Here is a 26,422-nt window from a genome sequence, read left to right as displayed (position 1 = left end):
AGGGACAGACATTATCTATGCCCAGTCTCACCGGATGATCCCATGCGCGCGTCACAGTCCCCAACGCTCGACCCTCGCGCACGCCAACTGCTGCGGACGCTGATTGCCCGCTATATCCGCGACGGCGAGCCGGTGGGCTCCAAGACGCTGGCCCAGCATGCGGGGCTGGACGTCAGCCCGGCCACCATCCGCAATATCCTGGCCGATCTGGAGGATGTGGGGCTGCTCAGCTCTCCGCATACCTCGGCCGGGCGGGTGCCCACCGCGCACGGCTACCGGGTGTTCGTCGACAGCCTGGTGCAGATGCAGCCGCCCGGCGAGGAAGAGGTGCGGCGCCTGCGCGCCGAGCTGGCCAACGGCAACGGCACCCAGTCGCTGCTGGGCAGCGCCTCGCAGATGCTGTCGGCGATGAGCCATTTCGTCGGCGTGGTCAGCGCGCCGCGGCGCGAGCAGTTCGCGTTCCGGCATATCGATTTCGTAGCGCTGGACGCGCGGCGGGTGCTGGCGATCCTGGTGTTTGCCGACAACGAGGTGCAGAACCGGGTGATCGAGCCGCGCCGGGCCTACGAGCCGGCCGAGTTGGAGCGGGTGGCCAATTACCTCAATGCCCAGTTTGCCGGGCGCGCGCTGTCGGATATCCGCGCTTCGCTGCTGCGCGAGCTGCGCCTGGCCAAGAACGAGATGGAGCAGTTGCTGGCGCACAGCGTAGATCTGGCCAGCGAGGCGCTGGTACCGGCCGATGCCGACGACATGGTGATGGCCGGGCAGACCCGCCTGATGGGCGTGCAGGACCTGTCGGACCTGGACCGGCTGCGCGAGCTATTCGAGGCCTTCGCCAGCAAGCGCGAGATCCTGCAACTGCTCGAACGCACCATCCAGGCGCCGGGCGTGCGCATCTTCATCGGCGAGGAAACCGGCATGGTGTCGCTGGACGATGTCTCGCTGGTCACCGCGCCGTATGCCGCCAATGGCCAGGTGCTGGGCGTGCTGGGTGTGATCGGGCCCAAACGCATGGCCTACGACCGGGTGATTCCGCTGGTGCAGACCGCCGCCCAGGTGCTGGGCGCGGCCATGGAACCGCCCGGCACGCGATAAGCGGCAGCGATCGATACGATCGTTTTGCTTGAAACGCGCGCGCCCGCCCACATACGGGGTGACGTTGGGGCGGGCGTTCCGCTTGCCCGGGAACTGCACATGAACCAAGACCACCCCGAATTCGACTCCGAAGACCTGTCCCAGAACCCACCCGAGACCGATCCGCTCAAGGCCGAGATCGAGTCGCTGCGCAGCGAGATCGCGCTGGTCAAGGCCGATGCGCTGCGCGAGCGTGCCGATCTGGAAAACCAGCGCAAGCGCATCGCCCGCGATGTCGAGAACGCGCGCAAGTTCGCCAACGAGAAGCTGCTGGGCGAGCTGCTGCCGGTGTTCGACAGCCTGGACGCCGGCCTGACCGCGGCCGGTACCGAGCCCAGCCCGCTGCGCGATGGCCTGGACATGACCTACAAGCAGTTGCTCAAGGTCGCGGCCGACAACGGCCTGACCCTGCTCGATCCGGTCGGCCAGCCGTTCAATCCGGACCAGCACCAGGCGATCAGCCAGGGCGAGGCCGAGGGTATCGCCCCGGGGCACGTGGTGCAGGTGTTCCAGAAAGGCTATCTGCTCAACGAGCGTCTGCTGCGCCCGGCCCTGGTGGTCGTGGCCAAGCACGACTGATTGCCGGCGCCCGGCTGAACTGCCGGGCGCGCGGTTAGAACACAGATGCGCACAGATGGCTTGAACACCTGCGCGCCACCCCCACATCTCAGCCAGACCCGGCGTCGCCGGACACAGCTAAAGAATCATCAGGAGCGTATCCATGGGCAAGATCATTGGTATTGACCTCGGCACCACGAACTCGTGCGTGTCGATCATGGACGGCGGCAAGGCCCGCGTCATCGAAAATTCCGAGGGCGATCGCACCACGCCTTCGATCGTCGCCTACACCAAGGACGGCGAAGTCCTGGTCGGTGCCTCGGCCAAGCGCCAGGCAGTGACCAACCCGAAGAACACCTTCTACGCGGTGAAGCGCCTGATCGGCCGCAAGTTCACCGACGCCGAAGTGCAGAAGGACATCTCGCACGTGCCGTACGGCATCCTCGCCCACGACAACGGCGATGCCTGGGTGCAGACCAGCGATGCCAAGCGCATGGCGCCGCAGGAAATCTCCGCCCGCGTGCTGGAAAAGATGAAGAAGACCGCCGAGGACTTCCTGGGCGAGAAGGTCACCGAGGCCGTGATCACGGTGCCGGCCTACTTCAACGACAGCCAGCGTCAGGCCACCAAGGACGCCGGCCGCATCGCCGGTCTGGACGTCAAGCGCATCATCAACGAGCCGACCGCCGCAGCCCTTGCCTATGGCCTGGACAAGAACGGCGGCGACCGCAAGATTGCCGTGTACGATCTGGGCGGCGGCACCTTCGACGTGTCGATCATCGAAATCGCCGAAGTCGACGGCGAGAAGCAGTTCGAAGTGCTGGCCACCAATGGCGACACCTTCCTCGGCGGCGAAGACTTCGACAACCGCGTCATCGAATACCTGGTCGACGAATTCAACAAGGATCAGGGCATCGATCTGCGCAAGGATCCGTTGGCGCTGCAGCGCCTGAAGGACGCCGCAGAGCGCGCCAAGATCGAGCTGTCGACCAGCCAGCAGACCGAAGTGAACCTGCCGTACGTCACTGCCGATGCCTCGGGCCCGAAGCACCTCAACATCAAGTTGACCCGTGCCAAGCTCGAAGCGCTGGTGGAGGACCTGGTCAAGAAGTCGATCGACCCGTGCCGCACCGCATTGAACGATGCCGGCCTGCGCGCCAGCGACATCAACGAAGTGATCCTGGTCGGCGGTCAGACCCGCATGCCGAAGGTGCAGCAGGCGGTTGCCGATTTCTTCGGCAAGGAACCGCGCAAGGACGTCAACCCGGACGAAGCCGTGGCCGTGGGCGCTGCGATCCAGGGCGGCGTGCTGGCCGGCGACGTCAAGGACGTGCTGCTGCTGGACGTGACCCCGCTGTCGCTGGGTATCGAGACCATGGGCGGCGTGTTCACCAAGATCATCGAAAAGAACACCACCATCCCGACCAAGGCCTCGCAGACCTTCTCCACCGCCGAGGACAACCAGTCGGCCGTGACCGTGCACGTGTTGCAGGGTGAGCGCGAGCAGGCCCGCTTCAACAAGTCGCTGGCCAAGTTCGACCTGTCCGGCATCGAGCCTGCCCCGCGCGGCATGCCGCAGGTGGAAGTGTCCTTCGACATCGACGCCAACGGCATCCTGCACGTGTCGGCCAAGGACAAGAAGACCAACAAGGAGCAGAAGGTCGAGATCAAGGCCGGTTCGGGCCTGTCGGACGAAGAGATCCAGCGCATGGTCGCCGACGCGGAAGCCAACCGCGAGGAAGACAAGAAGTTCCAGGAACTGGTGCAGGCGCGTAACCAGGCCGATGGCCTGATTCACGCCACCCGCACCGCGATCACCGAGCATGGCAGCAAGGTCGGTGGCGATGTGATCGGCAAGGTGGAAGCGGCGCTGTCGGATCTGGAAACCGCCATGAAGAGCGACGACAAGGCGCAGATCGAGGCCCGCAGCAAGACCCTGGAAGAAGCCGGCCAGTCGCTGTACGCCGCCGCCGCCGCGGCAGAGCAGGGCGGCAACGCCGATGCGGCCAGCGGCAACGCGCAGGCCTCCAAGGCCGCCGACGACGTGGTGGACGCCGAGTTCACCGAGGTCAAGGACGACAAGAAGGCGTGAGTGGGGAATAGGGAATCGAGAATGGGAGGAGCGGTGCTGCGGCATCGCTCCTTCCCGTTGTCTGACCCTTCCACTTTCGATTGCGATTTACTGAGGATGTGCGCTTTGAACGATTCCCGTCTCCCGATTCCCGATTCCCTGTCATGAGCAAACGCGATTACTACGAAGTGCTGGGCGTTGCCCGTGGCGCCAGCGACGAGGAGCTGAAGAAGGCGTATCGGCGCTGTGCGATGAAGCACCACCCGGACCGCAATCCCGGCGACGCTGCTGCCGAGGCGATGTTCAAGGAGTGCAAGGAAGCCTATGAGGTGTTGTCGGACGGCAACAAGCGCCGCGCCTACGATGCGCATGGCCACGCTGCGTTCGAGCACGGCATGGGCGGTGGTGGCGGTGGGCCGGGTGGCCCGGACATGGGAGATATCTTTGGCGATATCTTCGGCAATATTTTCGGCGGTGGCGCCGCCGGTCCGCGCGCTGCGCGACGCGGCGCCGACGTCGGTTACGTGTTGGAACTGGATCTGGAAGAAGCCGTTGCCGGCATCGAGCGCCGCATCGAGATCCCGACCCTGATCGAGTGCGAGCCCTGCCACGGCAGCGGTTCGGAAGACGGCAAGGTGGAAGTGTGCGGGACCTGCCACGGACGCGGCCAGGTACGCATCCAGCGCGGCATCTTCGCCATGCAGCAGAGCTGCCCGCATTGCGACGGGCGCGGCACGCTGATCCAGAATCCATGCAAGACCTGCCACGGCGCCGGTCGCGTGGAGGAAGACAAGGTGCTGTCGATCAAGGTGCCTGCCGGGGTGGATACCGGCGACCGCATCCGTCTGGCCGGCGAGGGCGAAGCCGGCCCGGCCGGCACGCCGCCGGGCGATCTGTATGTGGAAGTGCGCGTGCGCGAGCATGCGATCTTCCAACGCGATGGCGACGACCTGCATTGCGAAGTGCCGATCCGTATTTCGCAGGCCGCGCTCGGCGATACCGTGCGTGTGGCGACCCTGGGCGGGGAGGCGGAGATCCGCATTCCGGCCGAAACCCAGACCGGCAAGCTGTTCCGGCTGCGCGGCAAGGGCGTGCGCTCGGTGCGCAGTCGCACCGAAGGCGATCTGTATTGCCGCGTGGTGGTCGAAACGCCGGTGAATCTGACCGCCGACCAGCGCGAGTTGCTGCAGCAGTTCGAAGCCACGTTCACCGGCGAGGATGCGCGCAAGCATTCGCCCAAGTCGGCCACCTTCATCGATGGCGTCAAGGGCTTCTGGGATCGGATGACGTCCTGAGGCCGGGAATCGGGAATCGGGAGTGGGGAATCGCAAGGGCGGCGTGGCCTAGTGGTGCGCCATTTTGGCGATTCGGGATTCGCGGGAGCGGACGCCCGCTCCCGAATGTCCGGAAAGTTGCACGATTGAGCGAGGTTCTCCAGACGAATGCCGGCCCCGGGGCCGGCATTTGCGTTCTTGCGGCAGGAGCCCGCGCAGATCGGAGGCGATATCGACTGCTGCCAGCGCACGGACCGGCCTGGCGAAGACTGGCTTGGCGGCGGTACGCGCAGCGGCGAGCGGACGACGGTCGCATCGATCGACGGTGGGCGCGCCGTGGCGCTGGCGTAAAATGCTGCGATGAACAATGCCCCCGACAGTCATCTGGTCCACGGCCGCCGCCAGCGTCCGGAGGGTCCTTCGCCGATCGATGTGATCTCGGTCCAGTCGCAACTGGTCTACGGCCATGCCGGCAACAGCGCTGCGATGCCGCCGTTGCGTGCGCTGGGCTTGCGGGTGGCGGAAGTGCCCACCACGCTGCTGAGCAATGCGCCGTTCTACGCCACCTTGCGCGGCCGCATCCTGCCGGCCGACTGGTTGGCCGACCTGCTGCTGGGGGCGACCGAGCGCGGCCTGCCGCAGCGTGCGCGCATGCTGGTTTCCGGCTACTTCGGCAGCCTGGCCAATGGCGAGGCATTCGCCGACTGGCTGGAGCAGACCCTGCCGCAGGCGCCGCAGCTGCGCTATTGCCTGGATCCGGTGATCGGCGACACGCACACCGGCCCGTATGTCGAACCCGGCCTGGAGCGCGTCTTCGCCGAGCGGCTGTTGCCGCATGCCTGGCTGGTGACGCCGAATGCGTTCGAGCTCGGGCGCCTGACCGGTTTGCCGAGTCTGCAGCAGGACGACGCCATCGTTGCCGCGCACGCATTGCTGGCGCGCGGTCCACACTGGGTGCTTGCGCACAGCGTGGCCGGTGCGGCGGGTGAGCTGGTGACCCTGGCGGTGAGCAACACGGCGGTGTATCGCTGGGCCACGCCGCATCTGCCGGTGGATGTGGCCGGCACCGGCGATGTGCTGATGGCATTGCTGATCGGTTTCCTGCTGCGCGAGGTGCCGTTCGAGCAGGCGGTGGGACATGCGCTCAGCGGCGTGCATAGCGCACTGGAAGCGACCCTGGCTGCAGGCTTCGAAGAGTTCGATGTGCTGGCCGCTGCGCCGGCCGCACTCGCTGCGGCGCCGCGCTTTGCGGTCGAGCGGTTGGCATGATGGCGCAGCCGGTGGTCGGCATCGTCGGCATCGCCGGCGCCTATGGACGCTGGCTGGCGCAGTTTCTGCGCACGCGCCTACGGCTGGAGGTAATCGGCTTCGATCCGGCCGGTGACGGCGACATGGACGAAGCCACCTTGGCGCAGCGTGCGGACGTGCTGATCTTTTCTGCGCCGATCCGCCACACCGCCGCATTGATCGAACGCTATGTGGACCTCGCCGGCCCGCGTGCGGCGTCGCAGTTGTGGATGGATATCACCTCGATCAAGCAGGCGCCGGTGGCCGCGATGCTGGCCTCGCCGGCCGAGGTCGTCGGCCTGCACCCGATGACTGCACCGCCCAAATCGCCGACCTTGAAAGGGCGGGTGATGGTGGTCTGCCAGGCGCGTCTGCAGCAGTGGTCCACGTGGGTACAGGCGCTGTGCACTGCGTTGCAGGCCGAGTGCGTGTACGCCACACCCGAGCACCACGACCGCGTGATGGCGCTGGTGCAGGCGATGGTGCACGCTACCCATCTGGCGCAGGCCGGCACCTTGCGCGATTACGCGCCCCTGCTCGGCGAACTGCGCGCGCTGATGCCATATCGTTCGGCCTCGTTCGAGCTGGATACCGCGGTGATCGCGCGCATCCTCTCGCTCAACCCCGCGATCTATGAAGACATCCAGTTCGGCAATCCCTATGTCGGCGAGATGCTCGATCGGCTGTTGCTGCAACTGCAGGAATTGCGCGCCCTGGTCGCGCAAGGCGACGATGCGGCGCGCGCGCAGTTTCGCGCCCGGTTTCTGGACGACAACGCGCAGGCGCTACGTGGCGAGTCGCTCGCTGCCGGCAATTACACCTACGAACGCGTGGGCTATCTGCTGGCAGACCTCACCGAGCCGCTGACCCTGAGCGTGTATCTGCCGGAAGACCAGCCCGGTTCGTTGCGTGCGCTGCTGCATGTGTTCGAGCAGCATGGGGTGAATCTGTCGTCGATCCACTCTTCGCGCACGCCGGTGGGCGAGCTGCATTTCCGCATCGGCTTCGAGCCGGTCAGCGATCGCGCGGCGCTGGCGCAGGCAGCCAGCGACATCGATCGCAGCGGCATCGGGCGGGTGCTGGAGCGTTTCGATCGCATCGGGTAGCGGCAATGCAGGGCAGCCGTGCGCCTGCGCGATGTCGATGTCGGCATCAGCGTAGCGTCCGGCAGCGATCATGTATTGGCTGACCGACACCGCATGCGATGAGCCGAGAGTGAAAGTGATTGTCGCTGGCGCAATGCCGAGCAATGCACACCGGTTTCATCCACACAGGATGTGGATGAAGCCGGCACAAGCATGTGGATAACTGCGCGCAGCCATTGCGCTGCAACGGTTGAGGCCTGGGTGATCAAAAAATGACCAGCGCCATCTCAGGGCGTCGACAGGCGCAGCTCGCCACCATCGGTGATGAAGCGCTGGCCTTGCCGTTGCAGGCGGCGGCCATCGGGAAGTTCGTAGCGTGGTCTAGCGGGCGCCTGCGTGTGGGCTTGCTGCCCGCCGCCGGATTCGAGCTCGTCGCGGAATTCGATGATGACGTAGGACTCGCCATCTGCACCGGTTGCGGGAAATTGCCGGAAAGACATACGCACCTCCGAAAGATTCCAGGGTCGCAGTGCGAGCCGCCGGGGACCGCACGCCCGGCGCTGACCGGTGCAGGCGAGCATGCGCAGGCAGGTGTTACCCAGGCGTCATTGCGCACTGCGGAAACGCTCGACGAGCCGGCCGGCAGCCTGCTCAACGAGCCAGCTGCAACGCATCCCGGTCGGCCGTTGCCGCTGCCAGTTCCGCACGCGCCGAGGCAATCCGCGCCTGTGCATCGATCAGGCGTACGCGCGCATCGTTGGCGGTCTCCTCGCGCTGATTGACCAGAAAGAAATCGCCCGATCCCAGTTCGAAGCGGCGGCGCTCGGCGGCTGCCAGACGGTCGGCCAGGCTGCGTTCTTCGTCGGCGATCCTGGCCAGCCGTTCGGCGGCGTTGAGCGAGATGACGATCGACTCGACCTCTACCGTGATCTGGTCGCGCAGGTAGCGGCTGCGCTGATCCAGCGCCTCGATCTCGGCGCGTGCTTCGGCGACCCGGCCCTTGGCGGCGCGGTTTTCCAGCGGCACGCTGAAGCGGAAGCCGATGATCGCATCGGTCGGGGAGCGGTTCGGGCCGCCGACACCTGGCGATCCCAGGTCCTTGCTGACCTCGAAACTCACATCCAGGCGCGGCTTGAGATCGTTCTGCGCCAGCATCAGCCGCGCGGTGGCCTGATCGATGCGGGTCAGCACCGCGCGGTAATCGGGGCGCTCGACCGGTGCGGTGATCCTGCTGGCGCCGGCCAGGCCTTCCAGCGCCGACGTATCGGCCGGCAGACGTTCGGTGGAGACGATCAACGGCATGCCGGCATCGTCGCGCAGGTACAGCGACAAGGCATTGGCAGCATTGGCGAAGTCCTGCTCCGAGCGCACCACCAACGCGCGTCGGCGGACCAGGTTCTGGTCGTTCTCGGTCAGCAAAATGGTCGGCCGCGCGCCCAGCGTCACCTGCCGGGAAATCGCATTGCGGCGCAGCTCGGCCAGCTGCAGCAGGTCGTTGTACGCGCGCAGTTTCAGGCCGGCCGCGACCCAGCCTTGGTACGCGTCCACCGCACGGCGTTGCACACCGATGGCGACCATTTGCGCTTCGTACTGCGCGACATCGATATCGGCACCGGCAACGCTGCGGCGGGTGCGGCGCTCGTCGACCACCCGGTCGCGCAGCAGCGCATACAGCGCGCCGACCTTCACTTCGCCGCCGCGGTCGGTGTAGGACTTGTCTTCGTAGACCGGGAAGGAACCCCGCGAGGAGCGGTAACCACCGTAGTAATAGCCGCCGTTGTCATCGAACGGGCGCTTGACGGTGCTTTCGATCGCGCTGCCGTCGTAGTAGCCGGCCTCGCGCGAGCGGCCGTCGAGATCGAACACGGTGTCGAACGCGCCATCGGCCGAGATGCCCTTGCCTTCGGCCTGTCGGACCTTGGCCAGCGACTCGACGATCTGCGGGGATGAACGGGCAGAGGAGCGCAGCACTTCATCCAGGGTCAGCGGAGTGGTCTGGGCGGCGACCAGGCCCGGTGCGAGCGCGATCAGCAAGGCGACAAGACGGCGGATCATTTCTTGCCGGTCTCGTCGTCTTCGGACTTGCCGGCCGACGCCGGCTTGGCCTTGCCCTCGTCCTGGGTCGTTGCCGACGGGCGGCGGCCGAACTCCAGCGGGAAGTTGTTGAGCTGGCGCCACAGTTCGTAGCCCACCTTCACCGTTTCACCCTGCACCCAGCCGCGCACCTTGCCGCCCTGACGGGCGAATTCCTGCGCCGGCCAGGCCGGCTTGCCCGGCTGCGGTTCGACCAGGATGCGGAACAAGCCATCGGGCGCGGCATTGGGGTCGATGGCGCGTACGCGACCATCGAACATGCCGTGCGCCACCGACGGCCAGCCGCTGAACTGGATCGCCGGCCAGCCCTCGAACTCCAGCCGCACCGGGCGACCGGGGCGGATCAGCGGCACGTCGCGGCCGTCGATATACAGCTCGACCGCACGCTCCACCCGCTCCGGCGCGATCACCGCCAGCACCGTGCCGGGCGAGACCATCGCACTGCCGCTGGCGGCGTTGAGCTGCTGCACGCGGCCATCGCGCGGTGCGCGCACCAGCTGCGCCGACTGACGGTTCAACTGAATGTCGATGCGGGTCAGCTTGGCGCGCGATTCGGCCAGCTTGGCATCGGCCTCGGCGACCTTGATCTGGGTCAGCTCGTAATCGCGGCGGCCGGCCAGCCCTTCGGCGAGCAATTGCCTGCTGCGCGCGACGTCGATGCTGGCGACCGCGCGCGATTGCTGGATCGCGGTGATTTCCGCCTGCATCTGGGCCCGCTCGCTGGCCAGGCGGGCAAGCAGATCCGGGTCCAGATCGCCGACACGCGCGATCGGATCGCCGCGCGAGACGTGCTGGCCGTCGTGCACATACCAGCGCTCGACCCGTCCGGGCACGAAGGCGGTGACCTGCTGCTGGCGGTCGCCCGGATCCAGCGCCACGACCTGGCCCTTGCCGCTGGCGGTCTGCACCCACGGCGCCAGCGCCAGGATCGCGCTGGCAATGACAATCCCGATCAGCAGCATCCAGGCCAGCGCCTTGGCGATGCTGGGCGGGCGCATCGCCGCCAGGGTGGGGAAGTGCGCGTTGCGATCAGAAGCGTGCTGCATCGTTTGCCTCCTGCGTGGAGGCGATCAGTTCGGCGCGGGTGGCAAAGCGTTGCTGTCGCTCGGGCTGCAGGTGGAACCAGCCATCCAGGCTGATGTCCTCCGGCCTGCCGGTGCACAGCAGCACCGTGGTGCCGGCCGCTTTCAGGCGTTGCAGCACCGCGGCCAGGCGATCGGCCGGAATCAGATCGTACAACTGCGACAGCATCAGCACACGCGGGCGCACCAGCAGCGCATTGGCCAGCTTCAGCGCCATCACTTCACCGATCCACAGCGGGTAGCCGGATGCGGCCAGCCGCGTGTCCAGGCCGTGCGGAAGCGCGGCGATGCGGGTGCGCAAGCCCACCGCATCGATCGCTTCCAGCATCGCTTCGGAGCTCACATCGGCCGACGCAAGTGCCAGATATTCGCGGATGGTGACTTCGACAATGGTGGGTCGGTCGAGCACCGTCACTTCCGAGCGCAGCAGATACATGTCGAAGGTGGCCATGTCCGCACCGCCCACCATCACCAGCCCGCGATCGGGTACCACATGACGCTTCAGGATCATCGCCAGCAGCCGCTCCGCGCCGCCATCGGCGATCGTCACCAGCTGCTCGCCGGCAGCCAGCGAAAAATCGAAACGCGCGCCGTCGATCACCACGCCATCCAGGCGCACCGCGCTGTTGCCGGGCGTCTTGCCGGGCGCCACGACCGCACGTTCCTGCGGGATGGCGAACAGCAGCGACAGTTCCTCGGAACTGGCCACCAGGTCGTAGAACGCGTCCAGGTAAGCACCGAGTTGCGAGATGCCGTAGAAGACCGCACTGAGGATCAGCTCTGCCGCCACCAGCTGGCCGATCGACAGCTCGCCACGCAGGATCAGGTTGCCGCCCAGCGCCAGCAGCGCCGCGCTGGCGATCGCGTAGACCAGCAGGAACGCGACCGTCTGGGTGAAGCTGTAACGGAAGTGGCGACGATGCCGGTCGACATAGGCGGCGGTCACGGACTCGGAGCGGTCCATCGCAAAGTTGAGGTGGCGGCTGGATTTATAGAATCCGTTGGAGCCGCCGACGCTTTCCAGCCAGCGCGCGGCCTCGTGCTTGGCATGGCTCAGATCGACCGCGGTGCGGATAGAACCGCGCGACCAGATCATCCAGATGCCGAAGATGACCAGCAGCAGCAAGGCGTTGAAGCCCAGAAAGAACGGGTGGTAGAAACTGGTGAGTATCAGCCCGACCGCCGATTGCAGCACGATGGTGAAGGCGCCGATGGCCAGGCTCGGTACCGCCTTCTGCACCACCACCAGATCGAAGTAGCGGTTGAACATGTCGCCGCGGTTCTGATCGGCGAAGAACGGATTCTGCGCATGCACCGCGCGCACGGTGATTTCCGACACCACGCGCGCGAACAGCCTGCGCTCGAACAGCGCCATGACCCACACCCGCATCGCGCTCAGGCCGGCCACCAGCAGCAACAGGCCCAGCAACAGGCTCGACAGGGTCCACAGCGGCGCCGGCAATGCGGTATTGGCCACGCTGTTGATCAGCAACTGCACCGAGATCGGCGTGGCCAGCGACAGCAGGCTGATCGCAACCCCGTACACCATGGCCAGGCGCACATAGGGCATGTCCGGCCCGACGATTTCCGCCAGCCAGGCTCCCGCTTCCCGCCATCCGATCTGCTTGCCCGCCATTCGATTTCCGTTGATGAGTTCAATGCAGCATTGACGAGTTGCAGCTGGCGAACAAGGCTACAGCGCTTATTCGACGCATAGGATTTTCCTATGCGGCTACCGCACGCAGAAGATCGGCGATCAGGCCGAAGGCCGGCGCGCGTCCTGCGCCCTGCCGCCACAACAGCCCGATCTCCCTGTAGTAGCGTCCGCCTTGGATCGGCCGGACGACGACATCGTCGCCCTCGCGGATTTCCTGGCGCACATACAGGTCTGGCAGCAGTGCAAGACCCATGCCCATCCCGGCCATCTGGCGGATCGCATCCAGGCTGGTGCCTTCGTAATCGCGCAGGACATTGGCGCCCACGTCCAAGGCGATCGCCGCAACCTGTTCGGCCAGGCGGTACTCGGGCATCAAGGTGAGCAGGTTGGCGCCGCGCAGATCGGCCGGTGTGATACAGGTCTTGGCACGCAAGGGGTGATCGGCGGCCATGGTCACGTGCAGCGGTTCGCGGAACAGCCGCTCGCTGTGCAGGCCGCGCCCGGCCACCGGCAATTGCGCCAGGATCACGTCGTGCACGCCGCTGGCCAGGCCGCTGGCGAGCACGGTCGGCAGGCCTTCGCGTACGTGCACGCGCAGTGCCGGGTGTTCGCGATGCAGGCGCGCGACCAGGCTCGGCATCAGGTAGGCGCCCAGCGTGGGCGACACGCCCAGCCGGATGGTGCCGATCAAGGTGTCGGCCGAGGTTGCGCGGACGTCTTCCAGATCGGTCACGTCCAGCAGGATACTGCGCGCGCGATCGAGCAGGTCGCGCCCCAACGGCGTCAGGATGGCCGGTACGCCACGCTCGAACAGCGCGGCGCCCACGATGGTTTCCAGCGCACGAATCTGCTGCGACAACGACGGTTGCGACACGCCCATCTGCTCGGCGGCGCGGGTGAAGCTGCCGGTGTCGGCGAGCGCGACGAAATAACTGAGTTGGCGAATGGTGGTTCTGGGGCGGGGCATGCGTGACTTCGTCAGGTGGGGGGCGCGTGGGTCGCAGGATCGGCCCGGGCCGCTGCCGCGGACACGCGTGCATGACAGCACACGTCGGTGTCACCCAGGCGTCACTGATCGATGAACTGCAGCCGCGCCAACTCCGCGTACAAGCCGCCTTCGGCGATCAATTGTGCATGCGTGCCCTGCGCGACGATGCGGCCGGCATCCATCACCACGATGCGGTCGGCCTTGAGCACGGTGGCCAGGCGATGGGCGATGACCAGCGTGGTGCGGCCTTCCATCAACCGGTCCAGCGCCTGCTGCACGGCCCGTTCGCTCTGCGCATCCAGCGCGCTGGTGGCCTCGTCCAGCAGCAGGATCGGCGCGTCCTTGAGCAAGGCGCGCGCGATTGCCATCCGTTGCTGCTGGCCGCCCGACAGGCGCGTGCCGCGTTCGCCCAGTTCGCTGGCGTAGCCCTGCGGCAGGGCGCGGATGAAACTGTCGGCCTCGGCGGCCTCGGCGGCGGCTTGCACCTGCGCATCGCTGGCGTCCAGACGCCCATAGCGGATGTTGTCGGCGGCGCTGGCAGCAAACAGCGTGGGTTGCTGCGGCACCAATGCAATACGTTCGCGCAGCAGCACCGGGTCGGTCTCGCGCAGGTCCACCTCGTCGATCCGCAGCTTGCCGCTGACCGGGTCGTGGAAGCGCAGCAACATCGCCAGCACCGTGCTCTTGCCAGCGCCGGATGGCCCGACCAGCGCCACGGTTTCGCCCGGATGGACGTGCAGATCGAAGCCATCCAGCGCCGGCGCATCGGGGCGCTGCGGGTAATGAAACACCACCCGATCGAAATGGATCGCGCCGCGCAGCGGCTGCGGCAAGGGCTGCGGCGAGGCCGGCGCCACGATCGCCGGCTGTTCGTCGAGCAACTCGCCGACCCGGCCCATGCCGCCGGCCGCGCGCTGCAACTCGTTCCAGACTTCGGCCAACGCACCAACCGATCCGCCGCCGATCAGCGCGTACAACACGAACTGTCCCAACGTGCCGGGGGTCATGCGTCCGGCGATCACATCGTGCGCGCCCAGCCACAGCACACCGACGATGGCGCCGAAGATCAGCATGATCGCCACCGCAGTCACGGTGGCCTGGGTGCGGATGCGCAGCCGTGCGGTATCGATCGCGGCCAACAGGGCCTGACTGAAACGCTGGCTCTCGTAGCGCTCGCGCGCATGCGCCTGCACGGTGCGCACCGCGCCCAGCGTTTCGGCCGCCAGCGTGTTGGCGTCGGCGACGCGGTCCTGGCTGGCGCGCGAGATTTTCTGCAGGCGACGTGCGCCCAGCACGATGGGCAGCACCGCCAGCGGAATGCCGATCAAGGTGAAGCCGGCCAGCCGCGGGCTGGTGACGAACAGCATCACCATGCTGCCGATCACCGTGACCGAGCTGCGCAACGCCACCGACATGGTGGTGCCGATCACCCCGCGCAGCAGCTCGCTGTCGGCCGACAGGCGCGACACCAGCTCGCCACTGCGGCTGCGATCATGAAAGCCGGCATCCAGCCCGATCAGATGCGCATACAGGCGACCGCGCAGATCGGCGACCACTTTTTCGCCCAGCAGCGCGACGAAATAAAAGCGCGCGGCCGTCGCCACCGCCAGCACCACCGCCACGGCGAACAACAGCGCGAAGGCGTGGTTGATCTGCGAGCCGCCTGAGAAACCATGGTCGATCATCTGCTTGACCGCCGCCGGCAAGCTCAATGTCGCGGCCGAGGAAATGGCCAGTGCGATCAGCCAGGCGGCGAACAGGCCACGCTGGCGCTGCACGAACGGCCACAGGGTGCGCAGGCTGCCAAGCTTCCGCAACGGGTTGGGCCTGGTGGCGGCGGGCTGGTTCATGCGGCTTCCGGTGATGAGAGATGGACACGGTTGCGAGTGGCGTCGCACAGGCGCGTTTTCAAGCCCGCCAGTTGATCGGCAGGCAGTTGCACGCGCAGTGCGGCGCCTTGCGCGTCGAAACGTTCGTCCAGCTTGTCGGCGTGGAAGGCGCTCAATGCAGCATGCACCAGGCCCAGGTCGTCGAACCGGCATTGCAGCTCGAGCAGCGACAACGCAATCAGTGGCTGTCGCGTTCCCAGTCGCAGGCATTCGGCCGCTGCGCCGCCGTAGGCACGCACCAGCCCACCGGCCCCGAGCTTGATGCCGCCATACCAGCGCGTGACCACCACGACCACGCGGTCGTAGCCTTGGCCATCGATGGCCGCGAGAATCGGCCGCCCGGCGGTGCCGCTGGGCTCGCCGTCGTCGCTGGAACGGTAGTCGTGTCCGAATCGATAGGCCCAGCAGTTGTGGGTGGCATCGGCAACGGACACGCGCTGCACGATCTCCAGCGCCTGCGCGGGAGAGTCCAGTGCCGCAGCGCTGGCCAGGAAGCGACTGTGCTTGATGTCCAGGCTGTGGTGCGCGTCAGCGGCGAGGGTATCGAGCATCGTCGCCATTCTATGCGAGCCGGTCGTGCCGGACGCTGCAGCCATCGTGACTGCCGTTGCAAGCTTGCAGGTCGGCAAGGGTATTCGATGGCGCGTTGCGACGGGCTGGGTGCGCGAGGGGCGCGCACAGGCCCTTTTGCGGTTAGCGCAGGCGCTGTCGTTTTACACCAGGGTGGAGCGGCGCTTCTCGTCGATCCACTTCGAGGCCTGCGCCGGCGTGTAGTGCCGCATCCACTCCAGCATCTGTTCGATATCGGCGCCGTACCACAGGTCGGTGCGCTGGTCCGGATGCAGGAAGCGCTCTTCCACCATGCGGTCGATCATGCCGATCAGCGGCGCGTAGAAGCCTTCGATATCCAGGAACGCACAGGGCTTGTTGCCGATGCCGAGCTGCCGCCAGGTCAGCATCTCGAAGATCTCTTCCATGGTGCCGAAGCCGCCGGGCAGGGCGACGAAAGCATCGGACAGCTCGAACATGCGCATCTTGCGCGCATGCATGGAGCCGACGATTTCCAGTGTGGTCAGCCCGCGATGCGCCACTTCCCAATCGGCCAGTTGCTGCGGAATCACCCCGGTCACCTCGCCACCGGCCGCCAGTACCGCATTGGCCACGGTGCCCATCAGGCCGACGTTGCCGCCGCCATAGACCAACCGCAGGCCCTGCTCGGCGATGCGCTGCCCCAGCGCGGTGGCACGCTCGGCGTAGGCGGGTTTGTTGCCGGCATTGGAACCGCAGTAGACGCAGATGCTTTTCATGGGAACGGGAATCGGGAGTTGGGAATAGGGAATAGGTCGAAGCAAAGCGGAAGCCAGAACGCATGACGCCGGACCTAAGTCCGGCGTCAGCATGAAGAGTGAGGTAATGGGAACGCTATTACGATTCCCAATTCCCCACTCCCGATTCCCGGCTTAATTAGCCTTATGAATCGCGCGCTTGCTCACCGCCATCGCGGCGTCGTGGATCGCTTCGGACAGCGTCGGGTGGGCGTGGCAGATGCGCGCCAGGTCATCGGCCGAGCCGTTGAACTCCATCGTCAGCACGCCTTCGTGCACCAGCTCGGACACGCCCACGCCCACCAGGTGCATGCCCAGCACGCGATCGGTTTCGGCATCGGCGATGACCTTGACGAAGCCGGCTGGCTCGCCCATGGCCACCGCACGGCCGATCGCCGCGAACGGGAAGCTGCCGGCCTTGTAGGCGACGCCTTCGGCCTTCAACTGCTGCTCGGTCTTGCCGACCCAGGCAATCTCCGGCTCGGTGTAGATGACCCACGGGATGGTGTCGAAGTTGACATGGCCGGGCAGGCCGGCGATCAGCTCGGCGACCGCGATGCCTTCCTCGAAGCCCTTGTGCGCCAGCATCGGGCCGCGCACGCAGTCGCCGACCGCCCACACGCCATCGACGCCGGTGTGGCAATGCCCGTCCACTTCGATCTGGCCACGCTCGTTGAGCCTGACGCCGGTGCCGTCGGCCAGCAGATTCTTGGTCGCGGCCTTGCGGCCCACGGCCACCAGCAACTTGTCCACGGTCAGGGTCTGCTCGCCGGCGGCGTCGGTGTAGCTGACCACCACCTGCTTGGCATCGCCGCTGCCGGTGATCTCGGTCTTGCTGACCTTGGCGCCGAGCTTGATGTCCAGGCCCTGCTTCTTGAATTCCTTCAGCGCGGTCTTGGCCACTTCGGCATCGGCCAGCGCCAGGAAATCCGGCAGCGCTTCGAGGATGGTGACCTCGGCGCCCAGGCGCTTCCACACGCTGCCCAGCTCCAGGCCGATCACGCCGGCGCCGATCACTGCCAGACGCTTGGGAACGGCGGTGAAATCCAGGCCGCCGACGTTGTCGACGATGGTGTCGCCTTCGAACTTGGCGAACGGCAGCTCGATCGACTCCGAGCCCGGCGCCAGGATCACGTTGGTGCCCTTGAGCTCGATCTCGCCGCCTTCGTGCTGGGCGACCTTGACGATGTTGCCCGGCAGCAGCTGGCCGAAGCCGTAGTACGGGGTGATCTTGTTCGCCTTGAACAGCATCGCGATGCCGCCGGTGAACTGCTTCACGATCTTGTCCTTGCGGCCGATCATGGTGGGCACGTCCATCTTGGCGTCGTTGAAGCTGATGCCGTGGTCGCCGAACAGGTGGCCCATGTTCCAGAACTGGCGCGAGGAATCCAGCAGCGCCTTGGACGGAATGCAGCCCACGCGCAGGCAGGTGCCGCCCAGCGCAGGCTTGCCGTCCTTGCCGATGGCCGCGTCGATGCAGGCGACCTTCATGCCCAGCTGGGCCGCGCGAATCGCAGCGTGATAACCGGCCGGACCGGCACCGATGACGACGACGTCGAATTGTTCGCTCATTTCATTTGCTCACGGGAATGGGGAATAGGGAATGGGGAATCGCAACAGCGCATGCGCCTGTCGCGGCCCATCCAGGTCCAGGCGGGAATGGAGCGGTCGATGGGTGCTTGTCCCATTCCCGAATCTCCATTCCCGATTCCCGGCTCTTACAGACCGAACAACATCCGGCCCGGGTTTTCCAGCTGATTCTTGATGTCGACCAGGAACTGCACCGAATCCTTGCCGTCGATGATGCGGTGGTCGTAGGACAGCGCCAGATACATCATCGGCGCAATCACGACCTGGCCGTTCTCGGCGATCGGACGTTCCTTGATCGCGTGCATGCCCAGGATGGCGCTCTGCGGCGGGTTGATGATCGGGGTGGACAGCAGCGAGCCGAAGGTGCCGCCGTTGGTGATGGTGAAGGTCCCGCCCTGCAGATCGTCCAGGCCCAGCTTGCCGGCGCGCGCCTTGGCGGCGTAATCGGCGATGCCCTGCTCGACGTCGGCGAACGACTGGCGCTCGACGTTACGCAGCACCGGCGTGACCAGGCCCTTCTCGGTCGACACCGCGATCGAAATGTCGCTGTAGCCGTGATAGATGATGTCGTCGCCATCGATCGAGGCGTTGACCAGCGGGAAGCGCTGCAGCGCGTTGGCGGCGGCCTTGACGAAGAAGCTCATGAAACCGAGCTTGATGCCGTGTGCCTTCTGGAACTCGTCCTGCAGCTCCTTGCGCGCGGCCGAGACCTTGGCGAGATTGACCTCGTTGAAGGTGGTCAGCATCGCGGTGGAGTTCTTGGACTCCATCAGGCGCTTGGCGATGGTCTTGCGCACGCGGGTCATCGGCACGCGCTCTTCCGGACGGGCGCCGGACGCCTTGCCTACGCCGCCGGCCTTGGCGAAGTTGACGATGTCTTCCTTGGTCACCGCGCCACGACGGCCGGTGCCCTCGACCTGCGCCGGATCCACGCCCTGGGTGATCGCGGAAAAACGCGCACCCGGGGGCAGGGCATCGGCAGCCGACTTGGACGCAGCGGCAGGCGCAGCGGCGGCAGCCGGGGCCGGCGCGGCGGCCGGGGCAGCAGCGGCAGGCGCCGGTGCATCGGCCTTCTTCTCGTCGGCCGGTGCGGCCGCAGCCACGGCGCCTTCTTCGATGATCGCCAGGATCTGGTTGCTGGTGACGGTGCTGCCGGCTTCGAACTTGATTTCCTTCAGCACGCCGTCGACCGGCGAAGGAACTTCCAACACGACCTTGTCGGTTTCCAGGTCAACCAGATTCTCGTCGCGCTTGACCGCTTCACCGGCCTTCTTGTGCCAGCTGGCGATGGTGGCGTCGGAAACGGATTCGGGCAGTACCGGAACTTTGACTTCGGTGGCCATTCGGGAGCGTCCTAGGGTTTTCGTTCTTTGGGGAAGAGGAGTTATTCAGCGACTTGGTCGTTGAACGGATTGAGGAGCGCATCGGCGACCAGCCTCTGCTGTTCGACGATGTGATCGGCCATATGGCCGGCGGCAGGCGAGGGCGAACGGGCACGGCCGGCATAATGCAGGCTCTGGCCGCTGGCCAGGCAGAAGTTCAGATGGTGGCGGATCTGGTACCACGCACCCTGGTTCTGCGGTTCTTCCTGGCACCACACCACATCGGTGGCGTTGGCATAGGCCTTGAGCTCGGCGGCCAGCTGCGCACGCGGGAACGGATACAGCTGCTCCACGCGCAGGATGGCGACGTCGTCCTGGCCACGCTTGGTCTGGTCCTCGAGCAGGTCGTAATAGACCTTGCCCGAGCACAGCACAACGCGCTTGACCTTGCCGGCATCGGCCTTGGCGTCGGGAATCAGATGCTGGAACTGCCCGTCGGCCAGTTCCTCCAGGCTCGACACCGCCAGCTTGTGGCGCAGCAGCGACTTGGGCGTCATCACCACCAGCGGCTTGCGGGTGGTCATGCGCATCTGCCGGCGGATCATGTGGAAGCACTGCGCCGGCGTGGTCGGCACGCAGACCAGCATGTTCTCCAGCGCGCACAGCTGCAGGAAGCGCTCCAGGCGCGCGGAGCTGTGTTCCGGACCCTGGCCTTCGTAGCCGTGCGGCAGGAACAGCGACAGGCCCGCGATGCGGCCCCACTTGGCTTCGCCGGCGGCGATGAACTGGTCGATCACCACCTGCGCACCATTGGCGAAGTCGCCGAACTGCGCTTCCCAGATGCACAACGCATTCGGGTCGGTGGTGGAGTAGCCGTATTCGAAGCCCATCACCGCTTCTTCGCTGAGCAGCGAGTCGATGATGGTGGCGTCTTCGGGGTTCTGCACCAGCTGGCGCAGCGGCAGGTGGTAGCTGTCGGTCTTCTGGTCGTGGAGGATCGCGTGACGGTGGAAGAACGTGCCGCGACCGGCGTCCTGGCCGACCAGGCGCAGCTTGTGGCCTTCGGCCAGCAAGGTGGCGTAGGCCAGGTTTTCGGCAAAGCCCCAGTCGCCGGCCTGCTCGCCGGCGGCCATCTTGACGCGGTCGTCGTAGATCTTGGCCACGCGCGCATGCAGCTCCACGCCGTCCGGAATCGTGGTGATCAGCTTGGCCAGCCGGTCCAGCTGCTCGCGCTTGACGCGGGTGTCGACCGGATCGGCAGCGGTGCCGACCAGATACCTGGACCAGTCGATGGCGAATTCGTCCGGCTTGCGTGTTGCCAGCTCGGTGGTGTATTCGCCCGAATCGAGCTTGTTGCGGTAGCCGTCGACCAGCGCCTTGGCCTCGTCGGCGCTCAGCACACCGTCGCTTTCCAGCTTGGCGGCGTACAGCTCGCGGGTGGTCTTGTGCTTGCGGATGGTCTGGTACATCACCGGCTGGGTCGCTGCCGGTTCGTCGGCCTCGTTATGGCCCCAGCGGCGGTAGCAGACCAGGTCGATGACCACGTCCTTCTTGAACTGCTGGCGGAACTCATAGGCCAGCTTGGACACGAACATCACCGCGTCCGGATCGTCGCCGTTCACGTGGAAGACCGGTGCGCCGATCATCTTGGCCACGTCGGTGCAGTACAGCGTGGAGCGGGCGTCGTCGCGGGCGCTGGTGGTGAAGCCGATCTGGTTGTTGATGACGATGTGCACGGTGCCGCCGACGGCGAAACCGCGCGCCTGCGACATCTGGAACAGTTCCATCACCACGCCCTGGCCGGCGAATGCGGCATCGCCGTGGATCAGGATCGGCAGCACGGTCTTGCGCTCGGCATCGCCGAAGCGTTCCTGACGCGAACGCACGCTGCCGACCACGACCGGGTCGACGATTTCCAGGTGCGAGGGGTTGAACGCCAGCGCCAGATGCACCTGCTTGTCGCCACCGACCGCGATGTCGGCCGAGAAGCCCATGTGGTACTTGACGTCGCCGGTGTGCGCGCGGTCGTCGTGGGCGTGCTCGAACTTGCCTTCGAACTCGTCGAACAGCTTGCGCGGGTTCTTGCCCAGCGTATTGACGAGCACGTTGAGGCGGCCACGGTGGGCCATGCCGATCACGATGTCCTTGACCTGATCGTTGCCGGACTGGCGAATGATCTCGTCCATCATCGGGATCAGCGCGTCGCCGCCTTCCAGCGAGAAGCGCTTCTGGCCGACGTACTTGGTGTGCAGGTAGCGCTCCAGGCCTTCGGCGGCGGTCAGCCGCTCCAGCGTGCGCTTGCGGTTGGCCGCGTCGCCGGCGATCTTGCCGCCGGCATCTTCCAGGCGCTTGTAGATCCACTGGCGCTGGTCGAATTCCTGGATGTGCATGAACTCTGCGCCGATGGTGCTGGCGTAGGTCGCCTTCAGGCGGGTCAACAGATCCTTCAGCTTCATGCGCGGCTGGCCGCCGACACCGCCGGTGCTGAATTCGCTGTCCAGGTCTGCCTGCGACAGGCTGTGGAACGGCAGGTCCAGATCGGGCGGGTTGACCGGCGGGGTCAGGCCGAGCGGATCGAGCTGCGCGCCGAGGTGACCACGCGCACGATAGGCCGTGATCAGGCGGCCGACGTTGCGCTCGCGCTCGTCACTGGCCGCTGCGCCGGTCCCGGCGTTGGCCGCCTGTTTGGAGGCGGCGAGGATATGCGCAATGGCCGCCGAGTGCGGCACATCACCGGCGTCGCGCCCCTTGAAGCCATCGAAATAGCTCTTCCACTTCGGGTCGACACTGTCCGGGGCGACGAGGTACTGCTCGTACAGATCCTCGATATAGGCGGCGTTGCCGCCGGCGAGCTGCGATGACTGTGCGAACTGCTTTAGGAGATTATCCACGATGGTAAGTCGGGTCTGCTGTGGGGATGATTATGCGGAAGCGGCAGGGCGAGATGCCCCATCGGTCGGTCTCAAATCTCGAAAAATTATACCCCCTTGCGCCAGTGAGGGGGCGTCTGCCAGCTGACCGGACGGGTAGGTGCGACCGCTTGGTGCCTACGTGCGAACGGCGCTGCGGTCTCAGATGCCGAGTGCGCGCGGTTCGTTCCAGAGCGCGCTGCGCTCCCATATCTGCGCGAATTCGCGCTCCAGCTGGCGGCTGCGCGCCGCGCCCGACAGCCAGGTTTCGCCATCGTCGAAGCGATGGCCTGTTGGACGAAAGTAGTAGGCGTCATCGCCCACCACATAGGCCGACGCATAGCTGGCATCGACCGGATCGCTGACCGCGCGGAAGCGGAACACGCTGGGCAGGCGCTGGGCCAGCCGCAGCAGCGCGCTGCTGTTGGCGCCCGCGATGGCGGTATCCTGCACCAGCACTTGCACGTGCTTGTCGTGGCGGGCGGTGGCGAAGCGGCGCAGTGCATCGAGCACGGCGGCGTTGTCGAACAGCGGCGGATCCAGTGCCCGCGTATAGATCAGCACCTGGCGGCGTGCGGCGCACAGCAGGCCGGTGGTGGCGGCCTGCGCCGCGCGCAGGTCGTCCACCGCCACCGGGCCGTCGAGACGGCGGTGCAGCGCCTTGTCAGGCCGATCGCCCACCGTTGCGGCGCGATCGGGGTGCATGTCGGAAGAAGTGTCCGGCAGGAAGCCCAGGCGTGCGAACACGGCCTCGGCGTCTGCGTTGACGCGGGTCCGTACGCCGGGCCAGCCACGCTGTTGCGCGGTGGCGACGGCGGCTGCGAGCAACTGGTCGGCCAGGCCGCGGCGGCGCCAGCCCGGCAGGACGCCGAGCCTGTCGATGCGCCGATCCGCAGTCAGCCGCACCGAGCCGATCAGCTGGCCGTCCTCGCCGCGCAGCGCCAGTTGCAGGCTGAGCGGGTCCAGTGCGTCCCATTCGGCAGCGCCGCTGTCGTCGGCGCCGCCGGTGCCGCAGGCCAGGCGCAGCGCACGCAGGGCCGCGGCGTCGGACGCCGGATCCAGCGAGACGATCTGCGGCCCGGCCTGGGGACTCATGCGCGTCTGTGGGACCCGTCGTCGCCAGCGTCCGAAGCCGGATCGTCGGCCAGCTCGCTGTCGTCGTCCTGGTCGGCGTCATCGCCTGGTTCGTCCTCATCAGCCTGGGCCGGGCCGTCGGCGGCGTCCGCGACCTGCTCGACGTCGGCCTCGGCGTCGATTTCATCGTCCGCGTCCGGCGTGTCGGCCTCGGCGTCGTCCTGGTCGCCTGACACGCTCAGGACATGAGCCTGGTCGTCGTCGATGTCCTCGATGGCGTCCTCCGCATCCTCGTGGGCGCGCTGGTAATGGCCCTGCGCCAGCAGCTCCAGCACCACCTCGCGGCCACGGTTGGACAGCTGCGCATACAGCGCGCCGTCGATCGCTTCGGCCGCTGCCAGGCGCGCGGCGTCCTTGGCCGACAGCGCGAATTCCAGGCCGCTGCAGAACAGGGTGGCGCCACGCCTGGCGCGCCGCCAGGCCAGCCGCGACCACGGGTGACGGTGCAGCAGCACGCCTTCTTCCAGGGCCTGCTCCACCGCCTCGCGCGGGATCGGTTCGGGCGCCGGCACCACGTCGCCGGAGGCGCGGTAGGTGGTCATGAAGCGGCCGAACCAGTCGCCCAGCCGATCCGGGTCGTTCATGCGCAGCGCGTTGAGCGCTTCGACCACGCGGTTCATCGCGGTGACGTCGATCTCGTACGGGTCGGCCGGCACCTTGAGGTCTTCGTCGTGATAGCGCACGGCCTCGTCGGCATCGGCGATCAGGGTATCCAGATAGTCGCCGATCAGCTCGGCCGACGACGGCGCGCGGGTGCCGACGGAGAAGGTCAGGCAGGCGTCTTCGGCCACGCCGTGGTGCGGCACCAGCGGCGGCAGGTACAGCATGTCGCCCGGGCCCAGCATCCAGTCGTGGGTGGGCTTGAACTCGCGCAGCAGCTTGAGCTCGACATCGTCGCGGAACGCCAGCGGCGCGGCCTTGCGGCCCTGTTGCGCGCGTGCGTCGATCTGCCAGCGGCGGTGGCCCTGGCCCTGCAGCAGGAACACGTCGTAATGGTCGACATGCGCGCCGACCGAACCGCCGGTGGCGGCGAAGCTGATCATGATGTCGTCGATGCGCCAGCGCGGCAGGAAGCGGAACTGCTCCAGCAATGCGCGCACGTCGGCGTCCCACTTGTCCACGTCCTGCACCAGCAGGGTCCAGTCATGGTCGGGCAGGTCGGGGAAGTCGGTTTCCTGGAACGGTCCGGTGCGCACGTTCCAGTCGTCGGTGGCGCGGTCGTGGCTGATCAGGCGTGCCAGCACGCCGTCTTCGCAGGCCAGGCCGGCCAGGTCTTCGGGCTGCAGCGGGGACTGGAAGTCCGCAAACGCGTTGCGGATCAGCAGCGGGTGCTTGTGCCAGTAATTGCGCAGGAAGCGCTCGACCGGCATGCCCAGCGGCTGGTCGCCGGTGGCGTGGATCTCGAAAGGCAGCGGCGCGGCTTTCCTGGCGGCGATCTTTTTTGCGGGGGTTTTTTTCATGCTGTCACGGGTCCGACTGGAGGGCCGGCGCTGTGCGGCCGGCGAAGTGGCTTATTGTCGCCCAGCCCGTCATGCGCTGCCTCGCATGCGGGTGTCGCGGTAAGGTTTCAGTGCACGTGCGGGCCACGATGGCCGGGTATGCACCTGGGTGTACCGGCGCGGGTCAGATCGCGCGCGCCAGCTGTTCGGCCAGACCGGTGTAGGCGCCCGGCGTCAGCGCCCGCAGGCGCTGCTTGTCCTGCTCCGGCAACTGCAGGCTCTCGACAAAGGCCTGCATGGACGCGGCGGTGATGCCCTGGCCGCGGGTCAGCGCCTTGAGCTGTTCGTACGGGCTGGGGAGGCCGTGGCGACGCATCACCGTCTGCACCGCTTCGGCCAGCACTTCCCAGGCCGCGCTCAGATCGGCATCCAGGCGCTCGGGATTGACGGTCAGCTTGCCCAGGCCCTTGGCCAGCGAATCCAGCGCGACCTGGGTGTGGCCGAACGCGGTGCCGAGCGCGCGCAGCACGGTGGAGTCGGTGAGGTCGCGCTGCCAGCGGCTGATCGGCAGCTTGGCGGAAAAATGCTCGAACAAGGCATTGGCGATGCCGAAATTGCCTTCGGCATTTTCGAAGTCGATCGGGTTGACCTTGTGCGGCATGGTCGAGGAGCCGACTTCGCCCTCCTTGAGCTTCTGCTTGAAGTAGCCCAGCGAGATGTAGCCCCAGATGTCGCGCGACAGGTCGATCAGGATGGTGTTGACGCGGCGGCTGGCGTCGCCGATTTCGGCCACGTTGTCATGCGGCTCGATCTGGGTGGTGTAGGGGTTGAACACCAGGCCCAGGCTTTCGACGAAGCGCTGCGCGAACGCGGCCCAGTCCAGCTCCGGGTACGACACCAGGTGCGCGTTGTAGTTGCCGACCGCGCCGTTGATCTTGCCGGTCAGCTCGACCGCGGCGATCTGCCTGCGCTGACGCTCCAGGCGCGCGACCACGTTGGCGATTTCCTTGCCCAGCGTGGTGGGCGAGGCGGTCTGGCCATGCGTGCGCGAGAGCATCGGCTGGCCGGCCTGGGCATGGGCGAGCGTGCGCAGGCTGGCGGCGATGCCGTCCAGCGTCGGCAGCAGCACCTCGCGGCGCGCCTGCTCCAGCATCAGGCCGTAGCTGAGGTTGTTGATGTCCTCGCTGGTGCAGGCGAAATGCACGAATTCCAGCGCCGGGCCCAGCTCGGCATCGTCCTTGAGCTGCTCCTTGATGAAGTACTCCACCGCCTTGACGTCGTGGTTGGTGGTGCGTTCGATCTGCTTGACGCGCGCGGCGTCGCTCACGCTGAAGTCGTCGGCCAGGCGGCGCAGGGTCTGGGCGGCGGCGGCCGAGAACGGCGCCAGCTCGGCGATGCCCGGCTCGGCGGCCAGTGCCAGCAGCCATTCGATCTCGACCTTGACCCGTGCCTTGATCAGGCCGTATTCGGAGAAGATCGGGCGCAGCGCATCCACTTTGGAAGCGTAGCGGCCGTCGAGCGGGGACAGGGCGAGCAGGGCGGAATCCGACATGGGCAGGGCACTGGGAGGCTGGCGGGGGTGCG

The 26,422-nt window shown here is 66.7% G+C and carries 20 protein-coding genes; 6 read left to right on the top strand and 14 right to left on the bottom strand.

Features of this window, described 5'->3' with window-relative positions:
* Window positions 1–42 precede the first annotated feature (42 nt).
* From hrcA to XaplCFBP3123_RS01225, 6 genes are all read left to right on the top strand, one after another.
* The gene (gene hrcA, locus XaplCFBP3123_RS01255; protein ID WP_104532464.1) at window positions 43–1,095 is read left to right on the top strand and encodes a heat-inducible transcriptional repressor HrcA; all 1,053 of its coding nucleotides are present in this window, start codon (window positions 43–45) and stop codon (window positions 1,093–1,095) included.
* 99 nt (window positions 1,096–1,194) lie between these two features.
* Window positions 1,195–1,713, top strand: a complete 519-nt coding sequence (gene grpE, locus XaplCFBP3123_RS01250) for a nucleotide exchange factor GrpE (RefSeq protein ID WP_010366360.1) — start codon at window positions 1,195–1,197, stop codon at window positions 1,711–1,713.
* A gap of 142 nt (window positions 1,714–1,855) precedes the next feature.
* The gene (dnaK, locus tag XaplCFBP3123_RS01245; RefSeq protein WP_104532462.1) at window positions 1,856–3,784 is read left to right on the top strand and encodes a molecular chaperone DnaK; all 1,929 of its coding nucleotides are present in this window, start codon (window positions 1,856–1,858) and stop codon (window positions 3,782–3,784) included.
* A gap of 143 nt (window positions 3,785–3,927) precedes the next feature.
* Window positions 3,928–5,058: a molecular chaperone DnaJ gene (gene dnaJ / locus XaplCFBP3123_RS01240; protein ID WP_039511676.1), complete on the top strand. Its 1,131-nt coding sequence runs from the start codon at window positions 3,928–3,930 to the stop codon at window positions 5,056–5,058.
* Between the two features lie 339 nt (window positions 5,059–5,397).
* On the top strand, window positions 5,398–6,306 hold the full coding sequence (gene pdxY / locus XaplCFBP3123_RS01230) for a pyridoxal kinase (protein ID WP_104532460.1): 909 nt from the start codon (window positions 5,398–5,400) through the stop codon (window positions 6,304–6,306).
* Window positions 6,303–7,430 carry a prephenate dehydrogenase gene (locus XaplCFBP3123_RS01225; protein ID WP_104532459.1) on the top strand — a complete coding sequence of 376 codons (1,128 nt, stop codon included), beginning with the start codon at window positions 6,303–6,305 and terminating at the stop codon, window positions 7,428–7,430. The genes pdxY and XaplCFBP3123_RS01225 overlap by 4 nt, the downstream gene beginning before the upstream one ends.
* 266 nt (window positions 7,431–7,696) lie before the next feature.
* On the opposite strand, the gene XaplCFBP3123_RS01220 is transcribed toward XaplCFBP3123_RS01225, so the two are convergent.
* From XaplCFBP3123_RS01220 to purB, 14 genes are all read right to left on the bottom strand, one after another.
* Window positions 7,697–7,909 carry a hypothetical protein gene (locus tag XaplCFBP3123_RS01220; RefSeq protein WP_104532458.1) on the bottom strand — a complete coding sequence of 71 codons (213 nt, stop codon included), beginning with the start codon at window positions 7,907–7,909 and terminating at the stop codon, window positions 7,697–7,699.
* A gap of 151 nt (window positions 7,910–8,060) precedes the next feature.
* A complete protein-coding gene (locus XaplCFBP3123_RS01215; RefSeq protein WP_104532457.1) occupies window positions 8,061–9,464 on the bottom strand; it encodes a TolC family protein in 1,404 nt (467 codons plus the stop codon).
* Window positions 9,461–10,549, bottom strand: coding sequence for an efflux RND transporter periplasmic adaptor subunit (locus tag XaplCFBP3123_RS01210; protein WP_104532456.1), 1,089 nt, complete (start codon window positions 10,547–10,549; stop codon window positions 9,461–9,463). The genes XaplCFBP3123_RS01215 and XaplCFBP3123_RS01210 overlap by 4 nt, the downstream gene beginning before the upstream one ends.
* The gene (locus tag XaplCFBP3123_RS01205; protein WP_104532455.1) at window positions 10,533–12,221 is read right to left on the bottom strand and encodes an ABC transporter ATP-binding protein; all 1,689 of its coding nucleotides are present in this window, start codon (window positions 12,219–12,221) and stop codon (window positions 10,533–10,535) included. The genes XaplCFBP3123_RS01210 and XaplCFBP3123_RS01205 overlap by 17 nt, the downstream gene beginning before the upstream one ends.
* Before the next feature lie 88 nt (window positions 12,222–12,309).
* Complete coding sequence (locus tag XaplCFBP3123_RS01200) at window positions 12,310–13,209, bottom strand: hydrogen peroxide-inducible genes activator (RefSeq protein WP_104532454.1); 900 nt, start codon at window positions 13,207–13,209, stop codon at window positions 12,310–12,312.
* Window positions 13,210–13,310: 101 nt separating this feature from the next.
* Window positions 13,311–15,080: an ABC transporter transmembrane domain-containing protein gene (locus tag XaplCFBP3123_RS01195; RefSeq protein WP_104532453.1), complete on the bottom strand. Its 1,770-nt coding sequence runs from the start codon at window positions 15,078–15,080 to the stop codon at window positions 13,311–13,313.
* Window positions 15,077–15,679, bottom strand: a complete 603-nt coding sequence (locus tag XaplCFBP3123_RS01190; RefSeq protein ID WP_172453102.1) for an IMPACT family protein — start codon at window positions 15,677–15,679, stop codon at window positions 15,077–15,079. Before XaplCFBP3123_RS01190 ends, XaplCFBP3123_RS01195 begins: the two co-directional genes overlap by 4 nt.
* 153 nt (window positions 15,680–15,832) lie before the next feature.
* Window positions 15,833–16,426: a TIGR00730 family Rossman fold protein gene (locus XaplCFBP3123_RS01185; protein ID WP_104532452.1), complete on the bottom strand. Its 594-nt coding sequence runs from the start codon at window positions 16,424–16,426 to the stop codon at window positions 15,833–15,835.
* A 153-nt stretch (window positions 16,427–16,579) separates the two neighbouring features.
* On the bottom strand, window positions 16,580–18,016 hold the full coding sequence (lpdA, locus tag XaplCFBP3123_RS01180; RefSeq protein ID WP_104532451.1) for a dihydrolipoyl dehydrogenase: 1,437 nt from the start codon (window positions 18,014–18,016) through the stop codon (window positions 16,580–16,582).
* 146 nt (window positions 18,017–18,162) lie between these two features.
* A complete protein-coding gene (sucB, locus tag XaplCFBP3123_RS01175) occupies window positions 18,163–19,377 on the bottom strand; it encodes a dihydrolipoyllysine-residue succinyltransferase (RefSeq protein WP_104532450.1) in 1,215 nt (404 codons plus the stop codon).
* A gap of 41 nt (window positions 19,378–19,418) precedes the next feature.
* A complete protein-coding gene (locus XaplCFBP3123_RS01170; RefSeq protein ID WP_104532449.1) occupies window positions 19,419–22,247 on the bottom strand; it encodes a 2-oxoglutarate dehydrogenase E1 component in 2,829 nt (942 codons plus the stop codon).
* A gap of 180 nt (window positions 22,248–22,427) precedes the next feature.
* A complete protein-coding gene (locus XaplCFBP3123_RS01165) occupies window positions 22,428–23,360 on the bottom strand; it encodes a GNAT family N-acetyltransferase (RefSeq protein ID WP_104532448.1) in 933 nt (310 codons plus the stop codon).
* Window positions 23,357–24,835, bottom strand: coding sequence for a cupin domain-containing protein (locus tag XaplCFBP3123_RS01160; RefSeq protein WP_172453101.1), 1,479 nt, complete (start codon window positions 24,833–24,835; stop codon window positions 23,357–23,359). Before XaplCFBP3123_RS01160 ends, XaplCFBP3123_RS01165 begins: the two co-directional genes overlap by 4 nt.
* A gap of 187 nt (window positions 24,836–25,022) precedes the next feature.
* Window positions 25,023–26,390, bottom strand: a complete 1,368-nt coding sequence (gene purB / locus XaplCFBP3123_RS01155; protein ID WP_104532446.1) for an adenylosuccinate lyase — start codon at window positions 26,388–26,390, stop codon at window positions 25,023–25,025.
* Window positions 26,391–26,422 lie beyond the last annotated feature (32 nt).

The organism is Xanthomonas arboricola pv. populi, from assembly GCF_002939945.1.
GTDB classification, from domain to species: domain Bacteria; phylum Pseudomonadota; class Gammaproteobacteria; order Xanthomonadales; family Xanthomonadaceae; genus Xanthomonas; species Xanthomonas arboricola_A.
The sequence above is the reverse complement of the archived record's forward strand: the minus strand, read 5'-3'. Positions and strand labels throughout refer to the sequence as shown.